Source organism: Glaciimonas sp. CA11.2 (assembly GCF_034314045.1).
In the GTDB taxonomy this organism is placed as follows: domain Bacteria; phylum Pseudomonadota; class Gammaproteobacteria; order Burkholderiales; family Burkholderiaceae_D; genus Glaciimonas.
Window position 1 is genome coordinate 5,256,501 of sequence record NZ_JAVIWL010000001.1, and the last position, 22,448, is coordinate 5,278,948.

The following is a 22,448-nucleotide window of genomic DNA, read 5'->3' on the forward strand; positions in this document are numbered from 1 at the left end:
CATCTAACCCTTCGGCGACGGAGTAGCCAGCATCGCATCACGCGTCGAGATTTTTTTAGGAATCAGCTTCAGTTCGAAAAAAGTATCGGCAATCTTCTGTTGTTCATCGAGTACTTTGCTATCGATAGGCTTGTAAATATGCGCGTAATTTTTCAAACCGATTTCAATAACATCCTTATCCAATCCTTGAATCGGCGCTAGTTGTACCGCCGCATCTTTCAAATTAGCGCGTATCCATTGTCCTTCTTTGCCCGCTTCTTCAAGGATGGCACTAATGATCGCTGGATTTTTTTCTGCGTATTTTCGTGCGCTCAAAAAGAACTGATGATGACTAACCACGCCTGCACCGCTGGCTAAACCCCGGGCGTTTAGTTGCTTGATGGCAGCAGTCTGAAACGGATCCCAAATAGCCCACGCGTCAACCGCACCACGCTCAAATGCTGCACGTGCATCCGCAGGTGCAAGGTAGATGGGCTGAAATTCTGAATAAGTAATACCGGCTTTTTTCAATAAACTAATGACTAGCCAGTGCACGTCCGATCCTTTATTAAAGGCAATTTTTTTACCTTTTAATTCCGTGACGGTTTTGATCGGTGAATGTTGCTGGACCAATATACTTTCTGCTAATGGTGTTGGAATTTCATAGCCGCTATACACAAAATCGGCACCTGCCGCCTGCGCGATAATCGGCGGGGCTTCACCGACATAACCAAAATCGACCGAGCCGACGTTCAAAGCCTCCAACAATTGCGGACCGGCTGAAAACTCCGCCCATTTAACCTCGATACCCAGCGGCGCCAGACGTTTTTCCAACGTCCCGTGCGCTTTCAATAATACGAGTGTGCTAGCTGCTTTCTGATACCCGATCCGCAGTAGACCTTGATTGGCTTTCTTGTCCTGTGCAAGTGCAAATTGCGGAACAAAACTGGTGAGAACTCCGGCTCCGGCGGCAGATAACATTGCCAGCGCATGACGACGCGTAAGTGTTTTTTGCTTGAATTCGTTCATAACGCATCCTGAAATATCAATTTTTAAAAAAACCGCTCCCCACCACGATCACGCGTGCTTATAAGCATCGCCGTACGATACGGTCAGGAAAATAATGTCCATGTTAATTAGGTTGGGCGAAGGCATCTTCTGGGAAACTTCTGCCCTCATAACCGTCACGTAGTTTAAACGCTACATCGAATTTGAGAAAATGGAATGGAGGTGAAGCGGTTCCCGTTTAATGCATGCAGCGCCAGCAGGCTGTTAGACAACTGATCAACACCCTCGTTAATTCGACTGACGATTTCTTCTGCCAGCACCAGACCTCCCTCTTCCGACCAACCGACCTGTGCTTCTGTCGCATAAATACTTTGCAATACGTGCCGTGGACCCAGCGATGACAAGACCGGACGTAACGCATAATCCAAAGCCAGCATATGTGACTGACCGCCGCCCGTGGCCAAAGGCAACACCAACTTGTCTTGCAACCCGAATTGCGGCAACAAATCCAAAAATGCCTTTAATGCACCGCTGTAAGCCGCCTTGTACACAGGCGTTGAAACCACCACCGCAGTAGCGGCTGCGACTTGTGTCAATGCGGTTTGAATTGCCAGATTTCCAAAATCGGCGCGCATTACCGCATCGCCCGGCAAATCCCGCACATCTAGCTTGGTATACCGATGTCCCAACAATGCCAGTTTCTCTCCAATGTGATGCAAAACCCGGGTCGAGCGAGAAGGTGCCGAGGGGCTACCGGCCAATAACAAGATAGTCATTTTTAATCGTACTTTTTAAACGATGCTCTAAAACAAGAGGAAAAAGCGGCAGACCTGCAAAAAATATCGTATGCCGCTGCGGTCCGTAACGCTATCGGCGATAAGAAAAATAGACCTTACTTAGCACTTGGTTGATAAATTTGATCGAATACGCCACCATCGCTAAAGTGAGTTTTCTGCGCTTTTTGCCATCCACCAAAAACCGTATCGATAGTGAATAAATTCAACTTCGGAAATCTTGATGCGTACTTGGCCGCGACCTTTGGATCAGTAGGACGATAAAAATTGTGCGCGGCGATTTCCTGACCTTCAGGCGAATATAAATATTGCAAATAAGCCTCCGCAATCTTGCGAGTACCGCGCTTGTCTACCACTTTATCCACGACGGCAACCGGAGGTTCTGCCAAAATACTGCTGGACGGAAACACCACGTCAAACTTGTCTTTGCCAAACTCCGCTTGCACAAGATAAGCCTCGTTTTCCCACGATAACAAGACATCGCCTACGCCACGTTCAGCGAAGGTGACGGTTGATCCGCGTGCGCCAGAATCCAGCACGGGAACGTTTTTATACACGCGGCTAATGAAATCACGTGCTTTGGCATCGTCATTATTGTTCTTTTTGAGTGCGTAGCCGTAAGCTGCCAGATAAGCCCAACGTGCACCCCCGGATGTCTTTGGATTGGCGACGATTACTGATACGCCGGGCTTGGCGATATCATCCCAATCCTTGATGCCTTTCGGATTTCCCTTGCGTACAAGCAGGACGATAGTCGAGGTATAAGGTGTGCTGTTGTGTGCGAGACGCTTTTGCCAGTCGGGCGGAAGCAGTTTGGCTTTAGCTGAAATTTCGTCAATATCATAGGCCAGCGCCAGCGTCACGACGTCTGCATCCAGACCGTCAATGACGGAACGTCCTTGCTTGCCAGAGCCACCGTGGGACGCTTTGATCGTGACGTTATCGCCGGTTTTTTCTTTCCAGTATTTGGCAAACGCTTTGTTATATTCCTGATAAAGCTCGCGGGTCGGATCGTAGGAGACATTCAAGATCGAAAAATCTGCGGCATGGGCGATGGGGGCGACGATGCCCACTTGCGCGACCAATGCGATAGTAATGACTGACCGGACGATTTGTTTCAACATGATCTGCTTCCCTGAGCTTTTTTTGTTTTGGAGAAGACAGATTAATCAGAGTGGAAAGAAAAAAGAACGAATTCTTTCTTCTCTCGTTATGCGAAAAACAGATATGCATGAACAACCCTAATGAATAAGGGAGGGCCGTTACTACTACAATAAAGGATAAAGGATCACGACCCACGTCGCGACGGCGACAATGCAAGTCAGCAAAACCGCCGCACTACCAAAATCTTTTGCATTTTTTGATAAGGGATTTCGCTCTAATGAGACCCGATCTACAACCGCTTCGATAGCTGAGTTGATCAGCTCAATGATAATGATCCAGACCAGAACGGCAATCAGCAGCAATTTTTGAATGGCTGAGACCGGCAAAAAAAAGGCGATGATAATGCCTGGAATGACCACCATCAGTTCTTGCCGGAATGCGTTCTCGTTTTTCCAGGCGGATTTCAATCCATCAAAAGAATAAAAGAGCGCGGAAAATATTCGCTTGAGACCCTTGGTGCTCTTAAATTCGCTGATAGGTTGTTCTGCAGTCGCTGATGTTCTTTGACCGAGCGGTTTGGATTTAGGCATTTCTCGCGAAGTGGGTGGTCGGATCTGGGATTTTTTACGCATGCTGAACTTCGCTTCAAATCTGATTTTTCGGAAAAGGTTGCCGATGACATTAATAGGCGTTTTGGTGCTGCTGACGAATTTTAACAGCCTCATATGACAAGCTTACCCTCAAGCCCACGAAAACATCGGCTTTGAGATCGAAAGATCAGCACCTTGGCAAAACGATGCGCCCAGATCGAATAACCTCAATTCGCCGTTTCAACCGGCGAAGGATTGGTCACCGGTTCGTGCCAGTCACCTTCATCGGCGACGGTCCAGTCAATCTGTACTTTCCCAGGCGCGTTCTGATCTTTTCTCTCCCACAGTCGAAATCCGCCAAGAAAGGCAAATGCGTTGTCTCCGCGGCGTGTGTGCGGCGGCAGTCGCTTCAGGTGCGCGATATTGCCGCCACCCAACACCACGTAATCGGGCAACAATGCTTTGCGAAAACCCTTCACGACATCCTCGACCATGCGACGCCATTTCTTGTTTCCCATCTTTTCACGTCCCAATTCACCTAGATAATCCTCGTACGTTTGTCCATCCGTGTAGGGCAAATGTCCCAGTTCCATTGCCGCTATGACGCCATCGACGATGAATGCTGAACCCAGACCCGTTCCCAGGCCAAGAAATAGCATTTTCCCGCCTTCATAGCCGCCCAATGCTTGCATTGCAGCATCATTGATGACCTTCACCGGCAACCCGAACGCGGCTTGAAAATCGAAGCCAACCCAGCACGGACCAAGATTCTCTGGCTCTCGCACCACGCGACCACGTCGGACCACGCCGGGATAACCCATCGAGACCGCATCGAATTTCCAGCCCTTTGTGATCTTCAGGACATTTTCCACCATTTGTTCGGGCGTCATCTTAGGGCCAGACTCAAATCGAACGGGCGTTTTATGATCAGTAGAAACACATTTAACGTGAGAGCCGCCAACGTCAATGACAAGTATTTTCATCGGTTTGTCCTTTAACAGTTTTTTGGTACTCATGATGTCCGCGTAACGGCCCCGGGACGCTCCGCTTTCTCGCCGACGCGGGTAGCTTGTTGAACTGGTATCGAGAGCAATCTGGCGGTATTAATCAACGCCATGTGGGTCAGCGCCTGCGGGAAATTACCCAGCATATGTTGACCGTGCACGTCGTATTCCTCGGATAGCAATCCAACATCGTTGCGCAAGGCCAGCAAGCGCTCAAACAATGCCTCGCCCTCTTCACGGCGGCCCAGCAAAACAAGACAGTCAGCTAGCCAAAATGAGCAAGGTAGAAACACACCTTCGCCCGGTGGCAGTGCATCTACATTACTACCTGTTGAATAGCGCAGCACTAACCCGTCCACTAAAAGGTTGCGCTCAATCGCTTCCACTGTTCCACGCACGCGCGGATCGTCGCAAGGCAAAAATCCAACCTGCACCATCAGCAGTAAACTTGCATCAAGATTTGACGCGCCATAAGACTGAACAAATGTATTATTTTGCGCGTCGTATCCCTCGGCGCAAACCTGTGCATGGATTGCGTCGCGCACCTCGCGCCAACGCGCAACCGGGCCTTCCAGACCAAACACTTCAACGTCCTTAATTGCGCGATCAAAGGCTACCCAAGCCATCACCTTAGAGTGCGTGAAATGCAGGCGCGGTCCACGAATCTCCCAAATACCCTCGTCCGGCAAATACCAGTTCGATTCCAGATAGTGAAGCAAACTGACTTGTATTCCCCATGCTGCAAGATCCGACTCCATCCCTACCGATCTTGCCAGATGCAGCGTGTCCATCACCTCGCCATAGACATCAAGCTGAAATTGCCTGGATGCCGCATTGCCGATGCGTACTGGTGCAGCATTGCCATATCCGGGCAACCAATCCAACTCCGCTTCATCCAGCCGCCGCTCACCGGTCACGCTATACAGTATCTGCAAGTCTTCAGGGCTGCCGGCAGCGGCACGCAGCAACCATTCACGCCACGCAATCGCCTCTTCATGGTAACCGGCCAATAAAAGCGCGTTTAACGTGAAGGTCGCGTCACGCAACCAGCAATAGCGATAATCCCAGTTGCGCACGCCGCCCAGTTGTTCGGGTAACGAAGTCGTAGGCGCTGCAATGATTCCACCAGTAGGCTGGTAAATAAGCGCCTTCAGCGTAATCAAGGACCGCACCACCTCATCATGCCAGCGCCCCTCGTAAGTGCAGCGTCCGGACCACTCTCGCCATCCGTTTTCGGTTGCCTTTAGCGCAAGTTCCGGATCAACCACCTTTTGCGTCGCTTCGTAGGAAGGTCGATAGTTGAGCGAGAACGGCACACACTCGCCCTCGCTCACGTAAAACTCAGCGACTGTTTTCATATTTTCGCCATGGACCGGGATTTTCGTTCGCAGTTCCAACGTGTGTGGTCCAGCTGTTGCTAACAATAGATCATCGACTTGTTGCACCCAAGGCACGATAGACCCGTAGTCGAACCGAATGATGAGCTCCATGGACATCGCCACCCGTCCACTCAAGCCTTGAACGATACGCAACACATCCCAGCGTTCATCCGACACCGGCATGCAATCGACAATGCGAACAATGCCTTCAACGGTCTCGAACTCGGTTTCTAAAATCAGGGTACCGTCGCGATACTGTCGTTGGGTGGACCGAATCTCGGCTTTTGGTGCAATCAGCCAGCGACCGTGTTCCGGCGCGCCCAGCAACGCTGCAAAGCAAGCGCCCGAATCGAAGCGCGGCAAACAAAGCCAATCAATGGAACCGTCACGACCGACCAAGGCAGCGGTATGGCAGTCACCAATCATTGCATATTCTTCAATAGGAAGTGGCATCAGCAACCTTCATGTTGGTTTAGCAGCCTTCGCTGCGGGCATCATTCTGTTGCGTGGGCCTGCTTCTATGACAGCCCGGCTAGGTGGTGATGGTCGGAGGCAAGCTCATTTCATGATACGCCGGTTTCAAAAACGGCATCATTACTCGGGTAGGACAAACTCGACAGTGACGATCTGACAAGTAGTGAACAGTGTCGTTTAATAGGTGCTGAACCATCCAACATATCGGAGGGCAATCAAGTGGCCAGGGGAAAATAGGTAATCTAAAAAAAACTCCGGAAGATTCAATAATCCAAAAGTAAAATCAATCGTTCGATTGTTTAAAGATAGGCAGTACAAGGCAGCAAGCCCTTAAAAAGCCTGATTAGCCATTTTTTACTATGGCAACATTACGGGTAACTGTTGTGAATATGAGAATAGCATTTCTCAGTTTTTCACATTGTGATATAACGTATCATTGCAGTGCAATATTTTAACTACTCACCCGAAACCAGAAATCCCGATGAAACCAGCTTCCGCAGACGACCTTGGCAAGACCTCGATTCAGGTCATTGAACGCATGATGTCATTGCTGGATACGCTCGCGCTTTATCCCGATCCGGTTAGCCTGAAAGAACTCTCGGCGGCAACCAACCTGCATCCTTCGACCGCACATCGCATTCTGAATGACTTGGTCCTGAAGCGTTTTGTTGATCGCTCCGAACCGGGAACCTATCGACTCGGCATGCGATTGCTGGAACTTGGAAACGTGGTCAAAAGCCGTCTAAACGTGCGCGAAGCAGCGCTTGATTTTATGCGTACTCTTCATCGCAAAACCAATCAAACCGTCAATCTTTCGGTACGTCAAAGTGACGAAATTGTGTATATCGACCGAGCATTTTCCGAGCGTTCAGGAATGCAAGTAGTTCGTGCAATCGGAGGCCGCGCACCATTGCATCTGACCTCAACCGGTAAGCTTTTTTTGTCGATAGATGATCCGAAACTGGTGCGTGCCTATGCGACACGGACAGGTTTAGCAGGTCATAATAAAAACTCGATAACCGATCTGAGCAAACTCGAACGCGAACTAGGATTAGTACGCTCGCTCGGCTATGCACGTGATAACGAAGAGCTCGAACTCGGTGTGCGCTGCATGGCCGCCGGTATCCGTGATGATTCAGGCAAACTAATAGCCGGCCTGTCGATCTCAGCCCCAGCCGATCGTCTGCAAGAAGAATGGGTAGAAGATTTGATGACCACCGCGCAACAGATTTCAGCAGTATTAGGCTACGCCGCAACGGTCCCGTAAACTGCGCTTCGCAAGATTCAAATACGTATCCACCGGAGTTGCAAAAAACCGTCCCAGCAAAGCGTGCCGACGAAGACAGTACGAATGTGCGGAGCCGCGTACGTCGAGCCACGTTGGCGGCAAGGAAAGCACAACGCAGCTGGGGCGATTTTTCGCAGCTCCGAGCCTAGTGCTTTTCGTCTGGTTGCTCATCCAATGTCTCAAACAATGCAATCTGCAATTTCGAGTGAAGTTTCACAAACCGCTGCCACAATAGAAACGCCAATCCAGCTGCAGCAATCAATACTAAAATAAGTAAATTGGTTGTCGGCAAAATTCTACTGCTCAAGATCACGATCAATAACATAATGCCGATGATCGATAATGCTGGAATCACCTCGGCGATCACACGCCGGACCGCGTATGTATGCAAACCGGCGTGCTCTGGTCGTACTGCCATTTCGGCTAACAACATACTGAGCGCCTGTAATTTACGATACGTCGCAATCAAAAATGGTAACGAGATGAGCAGTGCGCCGCCCCAAACGACTGCTTTTTGAATTTGCAAGTCCGCAATCCAGGCAGACATAGCGCTACCCAACGTGTCGGAAAAGTAGCCGCTGATAATGAAAATTGCCGCTACCATTGCTAAATTGACGGTCACCTGTAACAGAATGCGTCGAATGATTTTTGACAGTTCGGCGCGGTCGCCTTGCGGTTGCAGGCTCTCGAGCCAGGTCGAATACATACCGAAGACTGCTGACAATTTGACCGGTATCGACTTCGCCAAGCGTGCTGACAGTGGGTCCGCCAACTTAATCAGATACGGCGTAAGCAACGTCGTCATGACCGATACGGCGACGACCGTTGGATACAGAAAATCACTGGTCACTTTCAGACTGACGCCTAACGCCGCAATAATGAACGAGAACTCACCAATCTGGGCCAGACCCATGCCGACCCGCATGGAAGTCCTGCCGTTGTGACCGGACAAAAAAGTAGCGATGCCACAACTAACCAGTTTACCCAATACTACGGCAATCGTAATCACCAGGATAGGCAACCAATATTTCACCAGAACCGTTGGATTGACCAACAATCCGATGGCAACAAAAAAGATCGCGCTAAACATATCCCGTATCGGTTCAATCAGGCGCTCAATCTGTGGCAAATGCCGGGATTCGGCCATGACTGCGCCAATAATAAAGGCACCCAAGGCGACGCTATAATTAAGCTTCATCACGAGCAGACAAAAACCAAAGCAAAGACCGAGGACAGTGACTAAAAAAACTTCTTTGTTTCGGAATTGCGCGACATAAGCCAACAGGCGTGGCACGATCAAAATGCCTAATACCAACGCTACAATCATGAATAATAAAAGACGCCCAACCGTTCCTGCGACATCGATTGCATTCACGGAACCTGTTGCCGCAATTCCCGACAACAAGGCAATCATGCCGATCGCGAGGATATCTTCGATGATCAGAATACCGAAGATCAACTGCGCAAATTTCTCCTCTTTCATCTTCAGCTCGGTCAATGCCTTGACGATGATCGTGGTTGATGAGACCGCCAACATCGCACCGAGAAAAACTGCATCCATTGTCTTCCAGCCGAAATACATACCGATCTCGTAACCGACCCAGAGCATCAGACTAATTTCTGCCAGTGCCACTAAAAAGGCGGTTGCACCGACTTTGCCAAGCTTTTTGAGACTGAACTCAAGCCCTAAAGAAAACAGCAAGAAAATCACGCCAAGCTCTGACAGGATATGAATCGTGTGCTCATCCTGAATTAACTGGAAAGGCGGAGTGTAAGGCCCGATGATAATCCCGGCCACGATATAGCCGAGAACGACCGGCTGCTTGAAGCGGTTGAATACCACCGTGACCACTCCTGCGATCAACATGATCACTGCCAAATCCTGGATGAACAACTCTACTGCCGGCATGTTGATAGTCTCCTAAAAAAAATTGCTATGGGATGAGTTGCGCTGAGGTAATGGCGCGACCATTCGGCATCCATTCGGATGTAATCAAGCTTGGGATGATCCAACTATCAACCAACTTGACCATGCTGCCGAACTGCTTCATGCATCGCTACCAACGAAGAAAGAGAGGCCTTTCAGTAGAGATTAGGGGTACTTTCCTAAAACCAACTGTAGATTCCGCATAATAACGTATCGACCACTGTGGATTCAATCGAAAATGCATTTAAATGCTGGCTAAACGATGATTTCGGCGCCCCGAGACGCGATCATTCCAATGATCCAGCAAGCGTTAAGCGGCATCTTGGTAATGTGAAAAGCGGATGATAAAATCGGCTTCACTCCGAATAACTCAGTAGAGTTCTACCTCAACCTTGATTTTGACGCCGACGTCGGCGTTGATACATTTCCATCAATGGTGTTGCGGAAATGCCATGCATGACGATAGACATTGCTACTACCGTCAACACGATAGAACTGACGTGCGGGACTAATGCTGCCGCCTGATAACCGGCTGGGGCAATCCATTTATATTGCAGTGCAAATGCAAGATAGTAAATAGAACCGATTCCCTTTATACCAAACCATGCCATCAGACGTCGCTGCAAGGTTGTGACCTTGGCACCTGTTAAAGCGATGGCGACCGATAGCGGTCGAATGACAAAAAAGAGGAGTAACGCCAACACGACGCCGACTGCTGAAAAGCCGATGTGCGATAACAGAATGCCGGTGAGTATTACCATCAAAAATTCTGCAAAATTTTCGAGTTGCTGATTAAAGCCTAATACCGTTTCAGTCATGTACGCAGACGCTTTTACTGGATGCGTGGCAAGTTCTTCGTCGCCTTTACCAAGTGCCTCATCCAGCGCCTCACCTTGCTCGCGATCAGCACTACGTTGACCGCTATTGGTAGACTCAATGCGGCGCATCGCCAAGCCGGCTGCAAAGACGGCCAAAAAACCAATGCCGTGAATCAGTTCGGTAGCACCATAAGCCAGCGCGATTAACCCAATCCCGAGAAATTCTTCCATACCCAAAGCCAAACGAAAGCGTCGACGTAGCCCAATCACCAATCGCCCCACCAACCATCCCAAAATCCAACCACCACCAAGCCCGACAACAATACTCCACAGCACATGCGGGACCGTATAGGCATTCGCAAAAGAGGCGGCAGACGGTACGCCAAGCAAGGCCAGCCCAAGCATCACAAAGGGAAAAGCGGTACCGTCATTGAGACCACCTTCGCCGGTGAGACTGAATCGAATTCGATCTCGATCACCGATATCTTTGATCTGGACGTCCGAAGCCAATACAGGATCAGTCGGCGCCAAAATTGCGCCCAGCAAAATCGCCGCACCCAATGGCAAATCACATAAAAAAAGTCCCACCACCGCCACGAGCGGAATAGTGACCAACATTGCCAGTACGCCTAAACGCATCGGTAAGCGCCAAATGCTGTCACGAAAAGGCATGCGTAACTTAAGGCCGACAGTAAATAACGATAGAAGCAAGGCGATTTTGGCCACCGTTGTCAGCAACAAAGCGTGTTCAGTCGGGACGAAGTTAATCAAACCGCTGACGGCGGGCCCTAAAATATAACCAACCGGCAAATAAAACATCGCAGGACTGACTGGCAAACGCTCTAAAAGCGATGCCAATAATCCCATTGACAGTAACAAGGTGCCGACGATCAGGTACCAGATAAGAGAGTAATCGATAGCAATAACTCCTCGTAATTAGCGTGACCTCCTGATAATTTTATCAATATATCAGATAAGGAAAACGACTCAACAAGGGTTTATAGAACGTATCAAACCATGTTTGCGAAGCGATAGACTAGAACCCATTGAGTATCTGCAGCATCAGCGCCACCAACTTTGACGCATTTAGTCGAACGACGACGCGAAACATCTTCATGGTCTTGGGACCGTGAAGATGACGAGTACAATTTATTGTCAGCGTTGATCTTCAGCGTGTACGGGCCGCGTTTAGCAAATATCAGGCTATCAGATAAAAACTGGCTCTATAACGTAGAGTCGATTTGTCAGACGAAGTTCAGCGCATCGGGAATCACAACCGCAAGCTTCATGAGTGACAATAGCTACTGTGTTTTAGGCCTGACATGACCAGTCAACGCGCTTCCGGCATCCAGCGGCAAGCGACGAGCGATGGGTATCGATGCCAGCGAGAATAAGGCAATGACGATAAATGCAGGCCAAAAATCGGCAGCGACAACTGTCGCATGTCCTTGCAGACGGCTTGAAAAAATGATCGCTAGCCCACCAATAGTGACGCCAAGACCCAGAGAAATTTGCTGTACCACACTCGACAAGCTTGTAGCGCGACTGACGTCAGCGCTGTCGAGATCGGCGTATGCCATCGAGTTGAAACAGGTAAATTGCATTGACGGAAAAAAACCGCCCAACAACACCACGGCAACCATTACCAAATAGGGGGTTGTTGGCGTGAATAGGCCGTAGGACGCCAGTGCTAATGCGGCAAGGAATGCATTCCAGATCAGTACCGAACGGAACCCAAAACGACGCAACACCGAGCCGCCTATCGCTTTCATGAAAATGGCACCAAAAGCCGATGCGCACGTGATCGTGCCGGCATGAAAAGCTGTCATTCCCAAACCGATTTGTAATGATAGCGGTAACAAAAATGGCACCGCTCCAAGACCAATCCGGAACAATGAACCGGCCAGCACACTGACACGGAAGGTAGGAATTCTGAGCAAACTCAAATCCAGCAGCGGGAATGGTGCAGTACGCGCATGACGTAAGTACAGCAATAAAAAGATTATGCCAATCACGCACATGCCGCCCGCAAGTTTTGCCGAGACCAACTCGCCATCAATCAGCGACAACCCCAGCATCAACAGCGTACTGCCGATAGCAGACAAAATAAAACCTTTTACGTCCAACGGTTGTTGTTCATCAGCCCGAAAATTTTCGATGAAACGACCCGCCAGATAAATGCCGAGAAGGCTAATCGGCACGTTAATAATGAAAATCCAGCGCCAGTGAAAATACGTTGTAATAAAGCCGCCCAACGGTGGACCGATTACCGGTCCAAGCAATGACGGTATGGTCAGGTAACTGATGGCCGTCACCAGATCCGAACGTGGCACGGACCGGAAAATCACAATCCGCCCAACTGGTACCATCATCGCACCTCCTATTCCCTGCAAGAAGCGTGCAGCGACAAATGCTAATAAGGAACTCGATGCGGCGCACAACAACGATCCGGCCATAAAGACGCCAATGGCGGCACGAAATACGGTCCGCGCCCCGAAACGATCTGCCACCCAACCACAAATGGGAATAAAGACACCGAGTCCAACCACATAGGCAGTGAGTGCCAGTTTGAGTGTAATGGGTTGCTGCCCGAGATCATGGGCGAGTACCGGTAATGACGTCGTAATCACAGTCGCGTCCATGTTTTCCATGAACAACGCACAGGCTACGATAAGTGGAATAAGAAAGGTACGGCGCACTGCAATCAAGGTAGAAAGAGGCTATTTAATAAAGCTGATTAAAAAAAATAAAGCATTCTGTTAATGTCGCCAAATATCACAAGATGTAATGTAAGGGCGCATATTAAAACTCACAAACAATCACAACTATATTTTATAGACAGTCGCGCCAATAAGAATACGAACAAGAACAAGCGCGTATGAGAACCACACATAAAAAAGCGCTCTGTGCAAAGAGCGCTTTCTCCAAAATTCTATTACTTAGCTTTGACCTGATGCAATCTTGGAGCCTGTCAATGTAGGTAGCGGGGAATTATTTTCTGCTAACCATTTTTTGATCCGATCGGCATCCCCCTGACGCGAATATTTTCCACGTCCATCGAGAAATACCATCACCATAGAGCGACCTTCGATATTTGTTTGCATGACCATGCAACGACCAGCTTCGTTAATGTAGCCGGTTTTCTGAAGGCCAATTTGCCATCCTGGATTTTCAACCAGATGGTTCGACGTATTGTATTGCAATGGACGACCACCCGGCTCTACGAGGTATTTGGAATCGGTAGAATATTGACGAATAATGGGATGCTGGTAAGCCGCAATCACCAACTTGGCCAAATCACGCGCGCTTGCCACGTTAAGATGCGATAAGCCAGTGGAATCAACGTAATGAGCGCCAGTCATGCCCAGTTGTTTAGCCTTGGCATTCATTGCGACGACAAATGCTGGCAATCCACCGGGATAGTTACGTCCCAATGCCGACGCAGCACGATTTTCAGAACTCATCAACGCGATATGCAGCATATCCGTGCGACTCAGTTGGGAGCCAATACGCAAACGTGAACTGCTATGCTTTTCGCGATCGATATCATCATCCGTGACGGTGATGATCTCATTCATATCCTGCCGCGCTTCGACCACGATCATACTCATCATGAGCTTGGTCAACGAGGCAATCGGCAAGGACACTTGCGAATTTTTGTCAAACAGAACCTGACCGGTGGTTTGATCAATCACCAATGCAACGTTCGACTTCAACTCAAGCGGATCGTGCGTTAAATTTAAACCTGCGATTTCACCGGCTGTTAATATCGGCGGGATGATGACGGCTGGCGGAGTGTAAGCGGTCCGTTGAAAGACAACCTTCCGATGGCCTTTGACATACACCACTTTTCGGACCAAACCTTCGCGCTGCTCAAGTGAGGCGAGATTATGCTGGCCTGATTTTTTGCCGGATGCACGGTTAGCGATACGCTCACGTTTATTTGGGGCGCTGGCGACATCACCTTTGGTATTTTTAGACCGATGAGATTTGGTCGCAATTGTTTTTTTCGATGCAGCCTTGGCGTTTTTGCTCTTCAAGCTTTTAGCAGAGGAGGCCTTTCCTGCTTTGGATGTGGTCGAATCGTTATCCGGCGCCGCAGATGCTGTTGCAACTGCAAAGAATAATGATAATAAAATGACAAGCGCGGATTTGGCCATGGACGGCTCCTGATTCAACAAGCAAATAATCTGTCAAAGTGTAGGCATATCAAGCAAAAATCGCAAGAGAATTAAGGAGTTAGCAGTCGTATTTAAACACTTTTCTCATTGCGCATATCGACAGCACTCAAAATCCTCTTGAATAGTTGTCAACATAACCACCTATTAGTTGTATTTTATGTAAACTTGTCTATTTTTCAACTACAATCATCACGGAATCTATCGAAAATGAATAATCAGCTTCCCGCTGAAAGTAGCTGCACACTTCTGACGGCGCGCTGTCCCACAATGACTTAATAGCAACTACGCGCTCACTTGGCGTTCGCATTCTGGCAACCCAACTATCGAATTGCAAAGGCAACTTCCAACCTTTATCGGACATGACTTTGAAGCCTGCCTGGCTTAACAATTCTCGCCAGGCTGGCAAACTGCGATTGCGCACATGCGAAGCGTCGCGCAGCAACTCGATAGATTGCAGGTAAGTGTCAGCCAACACGTTATCCGGCGAAGCGGTATCAACAACAATGCACTTTCCGCCCTGCTTTAAAACACGCGCCATCTCGGCTAGTGCTTGCGGCAGATTTGTCCAATGATGAGCGCTGTAGCGAGTACACACTAAGTCAAATGTCGCATCAGCGAAAGGCAGAAGATCGGCACTGCCCTGTTGCACCTCAAGATTCTCCAAACCGCGCTCGCGGGCAGCGCCAGCAACCACGCGCAACATTTCTTCCGCCAAGTCGTAAGCGATCACTTTTGCAACGTGGGGTGCCAGCGCAAAGCTGGCGTGGCCGCCACCGCAGCCAATGTCAAGCGCAACTGGTTGATGGAATGCTTGCGCGTAAGCAGCAATATCCTGCAAATCGACACCTTGCGAATGAACGGTGCTCGTTAAATAGGCCGTGGCCGTGCTGCCAAACTGTTCGGTAACCAATTGATCGTGTTTACGCAGAGTTGCGTCAGGGCTGTTGGTGTCAACACTTTTCATTCTTATCTCTCTTGAAAAGAAGGTAATAACATCGATGTACGCGATATACGCTTAACGGCTACAAATTCTTTTCCAAAATAGCCGCGGTCCCGAGATTATTTTTTCACTACAAAGACGACCCCAGCAATGGCCACCAACATACCAATAATTCCTAACAAATTAAACGCCTCACCAAACATCAACCACGCCATTACGGCGGTCGTCGGCGGGGTCAGATATAGCAGACTGGTCACGCTAGTGGCAGCGCTATTACGAATTAACGTAAAGAGTAAAAAGATCGCCCCAATTGATAGCGCAAATATTGACCACAACAGCGCCCCGATAAAACTGGGAGTCCATTGCACCGAGGACAATCCTGGCGAAAGATGTTCATAAAAAATAGCAAACGGCAAGATCACAATGAATGAAGCGCTAAACTGAATGATGGTGCCGGTGCGCAAATCAAAATGCGGGCAGTGATGTTTTTGGTAAAGCGTTCCCATCGTTATAGATATAAGCGCCATGACAGCGAAGGCAATGCTGGACAAAGACAATCCCACCAGACTGATTTTGGCCGCCACGACTAAACCGACACCGCCAAGTCCAAGTAACAGACCGATCCATTGGCGTGGACTGACCGACTCTCCAATCCATCTTGCGGCAACGGCAGTCAGTATTGGTTGCATGCCAACAATAAGTGCCGATAATCCCGCTGGCATGCCTAATTTGATCGCGCACCAGACGCCAGCAAGATAACCGGCCTGTAGCAATATTCCTGCCACAGCGATATGCCTAATTGTCCCGACTGGCCACGGTGCTTTCAGGATGAGTACCAGCGGCACTAACACTATCAGGACGCCCGCAAACCGCATTAATAAAAAAGTGAGTGGCGGTGCGTAAGGCAAGCCAAATTTGGCGACAATAAAACCGGTACTCCACAGCAGCACAAACACCATCGGCATCACAAAAAGTAAGCCTCGTAATAAGCCACTTCCAGATTTAAGATTTGTTGATTGCACCACCGTAGAAGTCGCTAAAGAGGGAGGATTAACTGGCTGCATAAAAAGAAATATCTATCCTGAAGTAAAGGGCGATGCATTGTCCGAGGGCATCGCCAGATAAGTGACCTGGCGACTCGCATGCTGCGCCGCCAGAGCGACCGTTTGTAAATGAACTGCTACCGTGTCCTGTATGGTTTTGCCATAACCGCCAGCCATTGTGACCGCTAGTGGAATTGCGCGCTGACCGGCTGCGGAAAATACCATTTGATCGCGTCGCGCCAAGCCATTTAAAGTGAGTTTTAAACGTCCCAACCGATCGCCCTCATGGGGATCTGCGCCAGCGAGGTAAATGATTAATTGCGGCATAAAAAGACGAAACATCTGATCAAGCGCATCCTGTAATACTTGTAAATATTCAATGTCTCCTGTACCGTCCGGCAATCCGACATCCAGATCGCTGCACTCTTTACTAAACGGATAGTTAGCCGCGCCGTGAAGCGACAAGGTAAATATGGAGTCGTCACGTGCCAGGATTGACGCAGTACCGTTGCCTTGATGCACATCCAGATCAACAATAGCCACCCGCTGAACATGGCGCTCAGCCTGCATCAGGCGCGCCGCTATTGCTGAATCGTTAAACACGCAAAAACCACCACCATGATCGGCATAGGCGTGATGCGTTCCACCAGCCAAATTTACCGCAATCTGATCACTGGAGCTTAGCGCAGCACGACAAGCAGCAATCGTCGCACCGACCGAGCGTCGAGAACGTTCAACCATTTTTGCTGACCAGGGGAAACCTATTTCCTTTTGTGCTGCCGTGGATAAACTACCTGCAGAAACGGCCTCGATATAATCAGGATGATGCGCCAGCGCAAGAACGCCATCAGTGGTGGATGGCGCTTCGTGCAACGTAATGCCACCCCCGCTAGCACTAGTTGCCTGTACACCTTCATGTATCAATCGATATTTCTGCATTGGAAAGCGATGTCCAACCGGCAGAGGCAATACGAAATGGTCGCTGTAAAAGGCTTTCACGTTTAAACCATGGCCGTAACAATAAGGCATTCAGTTTATCAGCTTAAGCGATGCTCTTCAGATTCAAAACCATGAGAAGATTTCACGTGAGAAATGCCTTGTACCACATTGCGTGATGACTCCCCTATTTCAAACTTTCCATCCATTTGCTGCGTCGCACCAACAATTACTTGACAGGCAAATGCAATGGGAATAAATTTAATTATTGCATCGCACAAGGCGTATTTTGCTCCGGCACACACGGTGGTTACTACGCATCAGTCAATAGCGCTTGCAATATCCATTTGTTCCTCACTCACACTGTATAGCATCTCTGGAGAAGCTCTTATGTCTACACCCGCCGAACAATTTTCCTCCGCAGCTAAAGCCAATTTTGAAGCCAATCTGGCACTCTTTACTGATTTCACAGCTAAAGCATTTGGTGGCATGGAAAAACTGGTAGAACTCAATGTGACTGCTGCAAAAGCATCTTTTGAGGATTCGAGTGCTGCGACAAAAAAACTATTTTCAGCGAAAGATCCTCAGGAATTTTTGTCGTTGAGCCTGGCTCATGCACAACCCAATACTGAAAAAGTCATTGCGTACAGCCGTCATTTAGCGACTATAGCTGCGTCAACTAAAGCTGAACTTAGCAAAACGGCAGACGCACAAGTTGCCGAAACCAAGCGTAAGGTCATGGAGTTATTTGAACAAGCATCGAAAAGTGCTCCGGCAGGCAGTGAAAGCGCGATTGCTTTCATTACAACTGCGATCGGAAATGCCAGCGCCGGATACGAACAATTCACTAAAAGCGCAAAGCAAGCGATGGACACGATGGAAAGTAATGTCAATACCGCAGTCGATCAGCTATCACAAACCGCAGCCAAAGCATCTGCCGTCAATATCAAGAAATAAGTCCCACAGTTAAAGTAGCGAATGGCACCAAGGGGAAACGTAAAAAGCGCGAATGAATGGCAATAAATGTAAATGAAAATGAAAAATGAGGAGGTGCCAGGTGAAAGCCCGGCCCTCCTCATTTGTTATGTTCATCAAGTCGCGGTTACGCCGTTCCCAAACGGCGTAACCAGTTTTAAGCCTTTGCCACTTCTGCCCGTCCTTTGACTGACATAATCAGATGCTCGGCCCGTTCCCGCGTTACATAATCCATTAATGCTGGCAAACCACATGCACGCAATAGCTGATCGCTGCTACTCAGCCCTGAAGTACCGGCTTTCAATGCTGCTTGCAGTACTTCTACCTGCACCTGCAAACGTTCGCGCGTCAGCGTCGCAGGACTATCAACACCGGTAATAATTTCTGCCCGCAATAGCTCTTGCAAGAGTTTTTCGCGATTGTTTTCAAGCGTCATGAGATAGGCATCTATCGCGGGCCGCTCCGCAACCCGATGTAATTGAAGAGCGGTATCAAAACGGCTCCGCATTGTTTTTTCAAACACACTCGGTAACGTCGGCATCGCTTGCCAATTGGCATCCCAACGATCTGGATTGCCTTCCGGTTCGGCATCGCCATCCAACCCCAAACTAACCTCGACCAACTGGCAAAGCGCCAATTTGTCACACAGTGCATGCGCCTCGGCGATCACGGCATTATGTCTGGCTTGATCGATGTGCGCCTGCAAGCTGGCAACCGCAGCGCTATGGCGCGCTTCTATTTGCGCTTCTGCACCGCGTGGGACCGCGCCAGTCCGGCTCCAGTCTTGCTGTGTCTGACGCAACATTCCGGTTAAAACACTCGGCACGGCAACTTCTATTTGGCTGATTGCCGCTTCAAGGCTGGTACACAACTCTTCTTTGACTTGCAAATTTTGTCGGCGCTCAGTATCGGCGGTCGACGCGGCCTCTTTACGCTGCGTAAAAATCGTATCGCAAGCAATACGGAAGCGCTGCCACAACAATTGTTCATCCTGTCGCGACAAGGGCAGCGCCTTGGCCTGCTCTTGCCAACGTAGCTGCAATTCGCGCAGACGTTCGGCAGTATCACGCTGATTTACCGGCAGTTCAGAGGCTTCAGTAATCAGCTTTTCGCGATTGGTAATCTCTCGCTGCTGTTGCACCAACAACGGCGCCAGCAGTTGTTGACTTGCGTTGGCGAACGACTTATCGAGTGACTTCTTTTCACTCCGGTTAATTGCTCCGAGACCTCTCCAGGCTTGCTGCTTCTGCTGACAGAATTGTGCAATGGCCTTCCAATCCGGCAGTCCAGCAACAGAACCGGTGCTGCGATACGAATCAGTATTGTTCAGTGCTACCGCCGCATATTGTTGTATCTCATCAATCAACAGCAGCGCCTTGATCTGATTACGTTGACGCTCTTCAGCCAGCAGCTGAAAATGTGCCGCTACCGGTAAATAGGCGGCTGTACACGCTGCATCAAAACCATCCCATAGCACTTTTGGCGCGGAGCCGGCCGAACTATCAAGTGACTTCCAGCGTGCCCGCAAACTGCCAATTTTTTTGGCTAATTCGATCACCGCTAAACCTTGATCAGACAACTCCTGCGCAGCCTTCATCAGCTCCTCGCGCGAGACATTACCGCCCCAACGCGCCCAGCCTTGCAAGCGTCCTAACTCACCACGTGCCTGCACTAATCGTGCATTTTGTGGTGGCGTGATTTTTAGCGCTTTGAAATCCATCGCGCGTAACGTCTTGTCGCAATCCATTGCGACTTGCAAAGCACCCTCTTCCAGCGCGGCCTCCAAGCCCTCTAACGCAGCAACAAACTGCTGATGCGAGGCGACTTTATCCGTATCAGTCGGCTGCTCAACACCGACAAGTGGCTGTGCGCTTTTAGGTAAAACTACTGGCTGAGCTGAAGCAATACTCAGTTTCAATAACGCTTCGTAACGTTGCTCAGCAATCTGATCAGATGCTTGACTTGCTGAAAGAACACCCAAGCTAGTCCAACTGCGGCGCAACAGTTCAGGCTTCAAGGTCTCGGCTGCCATTGACTCCCATTGCGTCAACAATGCAAGCCGTGCATTGAGTGTTTCCTGCGATTTCAGCAACGTCTGGAGGCGCTGTTGCAAGACTTGGAAGGCGACCGCATATTCTGACGCCAGTTGTTTCGGTAAAGTTATTGCCTCAACATTGGTCTGATGCTGCTGCATGTGCTCGGCTATTTGGGCCGCTTGGAATGCGACCTCATCTGCAGTGTGTGCCAACGGATCGTCGTTAATTTGCTGATTTAATTGCCGTAAACGCGCTAGCAAACCCAGCACGGCCCGCTGTAATTCAGCTTGCGCGGATAACCGACTCGCCAAAGCCGCACTGATTTGTCGGAATTCTTGCTGTTGCATCTCAAGCGGGTTTTCGATTTGCTGCCAGGCGCGATCCAGTTCTGCGACTTGATTCGGCAATAGCTGCTCTTGATTCAGCAATTCTTGCGCGGTTTGCAGGCAAAGAACTGCTTGCGCCGAGGTTTGTTGCTGACGACGCAATACATCGAGTCTGGATAGCATCAATTTTACGACACGACGATCGACGTTCCGCATCGCTTTCAACACTTGCTCCAGGCCGTTAGCGCTATGCACCCATTGCGCCGCTTGCAATCGCGCATCGGCAAATTCGGCTTTCAGGATAAAGACCACCGCCGAAGACTCTTCCGTCAAACTAGCCGCTTGTTTTAATGCCTGTTGGCGCGCACTATCGATGGCTTGCGCACTGGCAACGCGAAGTTCCGTTTGCTGAAGTGCTTTCTGTACCACCATTGATTGTGCCGCGGCGGCAGAACGACCTGCACGCTTAAAAAGAAAACCGAACATAAAATAGATACCAATCAAATAGAGGCGCAACTGATTTCTGACACAGTCTGAAATCCGAAAAAAGAAAATAAGAAAATAAGTACGGCGCCGATAATCAGCGCTTAACTATAATTACTTTAAGCATTAAGCGCTATTAACTAGCCTTCAAAGCGCTTAATTTACCGTCAAGCATGCCCAGCAGCAGTTTAAATGATCGAGCACCAATCGGCTTAAGAATTGTTAGCTTCGTACAATAAACCTCATCCGCAAGAACCCGAGTCAACTAACCAATTAACCGATAAGCTATGTGCAGCTGATCCAGTCCTGCCAACATCTTAATAAACGCCGCAGCACTTTGGGTTGGCTCGCCCTTGACACCGAGATCGATGTGGCGCTGCGTCTCAGCGTCGCCTACGTGCGGAAGACTAAACACCTTTACCAATGGAAATTCAATTTCAATCGCCTCCATCAAAGGCGTCAGAACAGATTCCATCGCACCGTACACAAATACCGACTGCTCAAGTTGCGGATTTTGATGGAATAAGTCTGCGTGATAGGTATCGAGCACCCACTCAAACATAGGCCATGCCATAACCGGAAACCCCGGTGCAAAATGGTGTATACCTTGCGCTTGGCCTGGCGCTTTTCCCTTGTTTTTGAATGAAAATCCAGGAATTTTGTTATACGGGTTAGGGATAATGTCGGCACCCAATGGGAACTCACCCATTTTAAGACGATGCAGGTTATCGGGCGTCTCATAGTCTGGCTCGAGACCCGCTTCACGTGCAGTATCGGCGACCCGTTCACGAATTTTTTCACGTGCTTCAGGATGCAAAACCAGTGGAACACCAAGCGCAGCGGCGGCACATTGACGCGTATGATCGTCGGGGGTAGCACCGATGCCGCCTGTACAAAACACTATGTCGTTACTAGAAAATGTACGTTGCAATGTGGCGATGATGCGCGCCGGATCGTCTCCAAGATACTCGGCCCAACTCAGGGTCAGGCCTCGCGCAGTCAACATTTCGAGCACTTTTGGAAAGTGCTTGTCAATCCGTTTGCCAGACAGAATTTCGTCGCCGATGATGATTAGTCCGATTGCCATAAGAGGTTCTTTTACGATGAGTAAGGGGGGAAATTACCGAAATCGATGAAAATTTACCGAGGTTTACCGAAGCCCA

The 22,448-nt window shown here is 49.3% G+C and carries 17 protein-coding genes; 2 read left to right on the top strand and 15 right to left on the bottom strand.

What is annotated here, in order from left to right:
* Window positions 1-3: 3 nt before the first annotated feature.
* The 6 genes from RGU75_RS22750 to RGU75_RS22775 form a co-directional block, all read right to left on the bottom strand.
* On the bottom strand, window positions 4-1,008 hold the full coding sequence (locus RGU75_RS22750; RefSeq protein ID WP_322239950.1) for a sulfonate ABC transporter substrate-binding protein: 1,005 nt from the start codon (window positions 1,006-1,008) through the stop codon (window positions 4-6).
* Window positions 1,009-1,172: 164 nt separating this feature from the next.
* The gene (gene ssuE / locus RGU75_RS22755; RefSeq protein WP_322239952.1) at window positions 1,173-1,763 is read right to left on the bottom strand and encodes an NADPH-dependent FMN reductase; all 591 of its coding nucleotides are present in this window, start codon (window positions 1,761-1,763) and stop codon (window positions 1,173-1,175) included.
* Between the two features lie 116 nt (window positions 1,764-1,879).
* Window positions 1,880-2,905, bottom strand: a complete 1,026-nt coding sequence (locus RGU75_RS22760; protein ID WP_322239954.1) for a sulfate ABC transporter substrate-binding protein — start codon at window positions 2,903-2,905, stop codon at window positions 1,880-1,882.
* 144 nt (window positions 2,906-3,049) lie between these two features.
* Complete coding sequence (locus RGU75_RS22765; RefSeq protein WP_322240737.1) at window positions 3,050-3,475, bottom strand: diacylglycerol kinase; 426 nt, start codon at window positions 3,473-3,475, stop codon at window positions 3,050-3,052.
* 227 nt (window positions 3,476-3,702) lie between these two features.
* On the bottom strand, window positions 3,703-4,491 hold the full coding sequence (locus RGU75_RS22770; protein WP_322239956.1) for an ROK family protein: 789 nt from the start codon (window positions 4,489-4,491) through the stop codon (window positions 3,703-3,705).
* Window positions 4,488-6,311, bottom strand: coding sequence for a glycoside hydrolase family 15 protein (locus tag RGU75_RS22775; protein WP_322239958.1), 1,824 nt, complete (start codon window positions 6,309-6,311; stop codon window positions 4,488-4,490). Before RGU75_RS22775 ends, RGU75_RS22770 begins: the two co-directional genes overlap by 4 nt.
* Before the next feature lie 502 nt (window positions 6,312-6,813).
* On the opposite strand from RGU75_RS22775, the gene RGU75_RS22780 reads away from it, so the two are divergent.
* Entirely contained in the window at window positions 6,814-7,599 is a 786-nt protein-coding gene (locus RGU75_RS22780; RefSeq protein WP_322239960.1) for an IclR family transcriptional regulator, read from the top strand.
* 166 nt (window positions 7,600-7,765) lie between these two features.
* Here the strand turns inward: RGU75_RS22780 and RGU75_RS22785 are convergent, their stop codons facing one another.
* The 7 genes from RGU75_RS22785 to RGU75_RS22815 form a co-directional block, all read right to left on the bottom strand.
* A complete protein-coding gene (locus RGU75_RS22785) occupies window positions 7,766-9,529 on the bottom strand; it encodes a cation:proton antiporter (protein ID WP_322239962.1) in 1,764 nt (587 codons plus the stop codon).
* A gap of 404 nt (window positions 9,530-9,933) precedes the next feature.
* The gene (locus RGU75_RS22790) at window positions 9,934-11,232 is read right to left on the bottom strand and encodes a cation:proton antiporter (RefSeq protein WP_416186841.1); all 1,299 of its coding nucleotides are present in this window, start codon (window positions 11,230-11,232) and stop codon (window positions 9,934-9,936) included.
* Window positions 11,233-11,666: 434 nt separating this feature from the next.
* Window positions 11,667-13,073, bottom strand: a complete 1,407-nt coding sequence (locus RGU75_RS22795) for an MFS transporter (RefSeq protein WP_322239966.1) — start codon at window positions 13,071-13,073, stop codon at window positions 11,667-11,669.
* Window positions 13,074-13,304: 231 nt separating this feature from the next.
* Entirely contained in the window at window positions 13,305-14,525 is a 1,221-nt protein-coding gene (locus RGU75_RS22800) for a serine hydrolase (RefSeq protein ID WP_322239967.1), read from the bottom strand.
* 190 nt (window positions 14,526-14,715) lie between these two features.
* On the bottom strand, window positions 14,716-15,474 hold the full coding sequence (locus RGU75_RS22805) for a class I SAM-dependent methyltransferase (RefSeq protein ID WP_322240739.1): 759 nt from the start codon (window positions 15,472-15,474) through the stop codon (window positions 14,716-14,718).
* A gap of 131 nt (window positions 15,475-15,605) precedes the next feature.
* Window positions 15,606-16,451 carry a DMT family transporter gene (locus tag RGU75_RS22810; protein WP_322240741.1) on the bottom strand — a complete coding sequence of 282 codons (846 nt, stop codon included), beginning with the start codon at window positions 16,449-16,451 and terminating at the stop codon, window positions 15,606-15,608.
* Between the two features lie 111 nt (window positions 16,452-16,562).
* Window positions 16,563-17,528: a histone deacetylase gene (locus tag RGU75_RS22815; protein ID WP_322239969.1), complete on the bottom strand. Its 966-nt coding sequence runs from the start codon at window positions 17,526-17,528 to the stop codon at window positions 16,563-16,565.
* A 327-nt stretch (window positions 17,529-17,855) separates the two neighbouring features.
* On the opposite strand from RGU75_RS22815, the gene RGU75_RS22820 reads away from it, so the two are divergent.
* Complete coding sequence (locus tag RGU75_RS22820) at window positions 17,856-18,422, top strand: phasin family protein (protein WP_322239971.1); 567 nt, start codon at window positions 17,856-17,858, stop codon at window positions 18,420-18,422.
* 175 nt (window positions 18,423-18,597) lie between these two features.
* Here the strand turns inward: RGU75_RS22820 and RGU75_RS22825 are convergent, their stop codons facing one another.
* Both RGU75_RS22825 and RGU75_RS22830 read right to left on the bottom strand, forming a co-directional pair.
* Window positions 18,598-21,018 carry a DUF349 domain-containing protein gene (locus RGU75_RS22825; RefSeq protein ID WP_416186893.1) on the bottom strand — a complete coding sequence of 807 codons (2,421 nt, stop codon included), beginning with the start codon at window positions 21,016-21,018 and terminating at the stop codon, window positions 18,598-18,600.
* A 532-nt stretch (window positions 21,019-21,550) separates the two neighbouring features.
* Window positions 21,551-22,372, bottom strand: a complete 822-nt coding sequence (locus tag RGU75_RS22830; protein ID WP_322239975.1) for a competence/damage-inducible protein A — start codon at window positions 22,370-22,372, stop codon at window positions 21,551-21,553.
* Window positions 22,373-22,448: the final 76 nt, after the last annotated feature.

Excerpts from the sequence above, each read along its gene's own strand:
- RGU75_RS22750 (WP_322239950.1), bottom strand. The coding sequence starts at position 1,008 with ATGAACGAATTCAAGCAAAAAACACTTACGCGTCGTCATGCGCTGGCA.
- ssuE (WP_322239952.1), bottom strand. The coding sequence starts at position 1,763 with ATGACTATCTTGTTATTGGCCGGTAGCCCCTCGGCACCTTCTCGCTCG.
- RGU75_RS22760 (WP_322239954.1), bottom strand. The coding sequence starts at position 2,905 with ATGTTGAAACAAATCGTCCGGTCAGTCATTACTATCGCATTGGTCGCG.
- RGU75_RS22765 (WP_322240737.1), bottom strand. The coding sequence starts at position 3,475 with ATGCCTAAATCCAAACCGCTCGGTCAAAGAACATCAGCGACTGCAGAA.
- RGU75_RS22770 (WP_322239956.1), bottom strand. The coding sequence starts at position 4,491 with ATGAGTACCAAAAAACTGTTAAAGGACAAACCGATGAAAATACTTGTC.
- RGU75_RS22775 (WP_322239958.1), bottom strand. The coding sequence starts at position 6,311 with ATGCCACTTCCTATTGAAGAATATGCAATGATTGGTGACTGCCATACC.
- RGU75_RS22780 (WP_322239960.1), top strand. The coding sequence starts at position 6,814 with ATGAAACCAGCTTCCGCAGACGACCTTGGCAAGACCTCGATTCAGGTC.
- RGU75_RS22785 (WP_322239962.1), bottom strand. The coding sequence starts at position 9,529 with ATGCCGGCAGTAGAGTTGTTCATCCAGGATTTGGCAGTGATCATGTTG.
- RGU75_RS22790 (WP_416186841.1), bottom strand. The coding sequence starts at position 11,232 with ATGGGATTATTGGCATCGCTTTTAGAGCGTTTGCCAGTCAGTCCTGCG.
- RGU75_RS22800 (WP_322239967.1), bottom strand. The coding sequence starts at position 14,525 with ATGGCCAAATCCGCGCTTGTCATTTTATTATCATTATTCTTTGCAGTT.
- RGU75_RS22810 (WP_322240741.1), bottom strand. The coding sequence starts at position 16,451 with ATGCCGATGGTGTTTGTGCTGCTGTGGAGTACCGGTTTTATTGTCGCC.
- RGU75_RS22820 (WP_322239971.1), top strand. The coding sequence starts at position 17,856 with ATGTCTACACCCGCCGAACAATTTTCCTCCGCAGCTAAAGCCAATTTT.
- RGU75_RS22825 (WP_416186893.1), bottom strand. The coding sequence starts at position 21,018 with ATGCGGAACGTCGATCGTCGTGTCGTAAAATTGATGCTATCCAGACTC.
- RGU75_RS22830 (WP_322239975.1), bottom strand. The coding sequence starts at position 22,372 with ATGGCAATCGGACTAATCATCATCGGCGACGAAATTCTGTCTGGCAAA.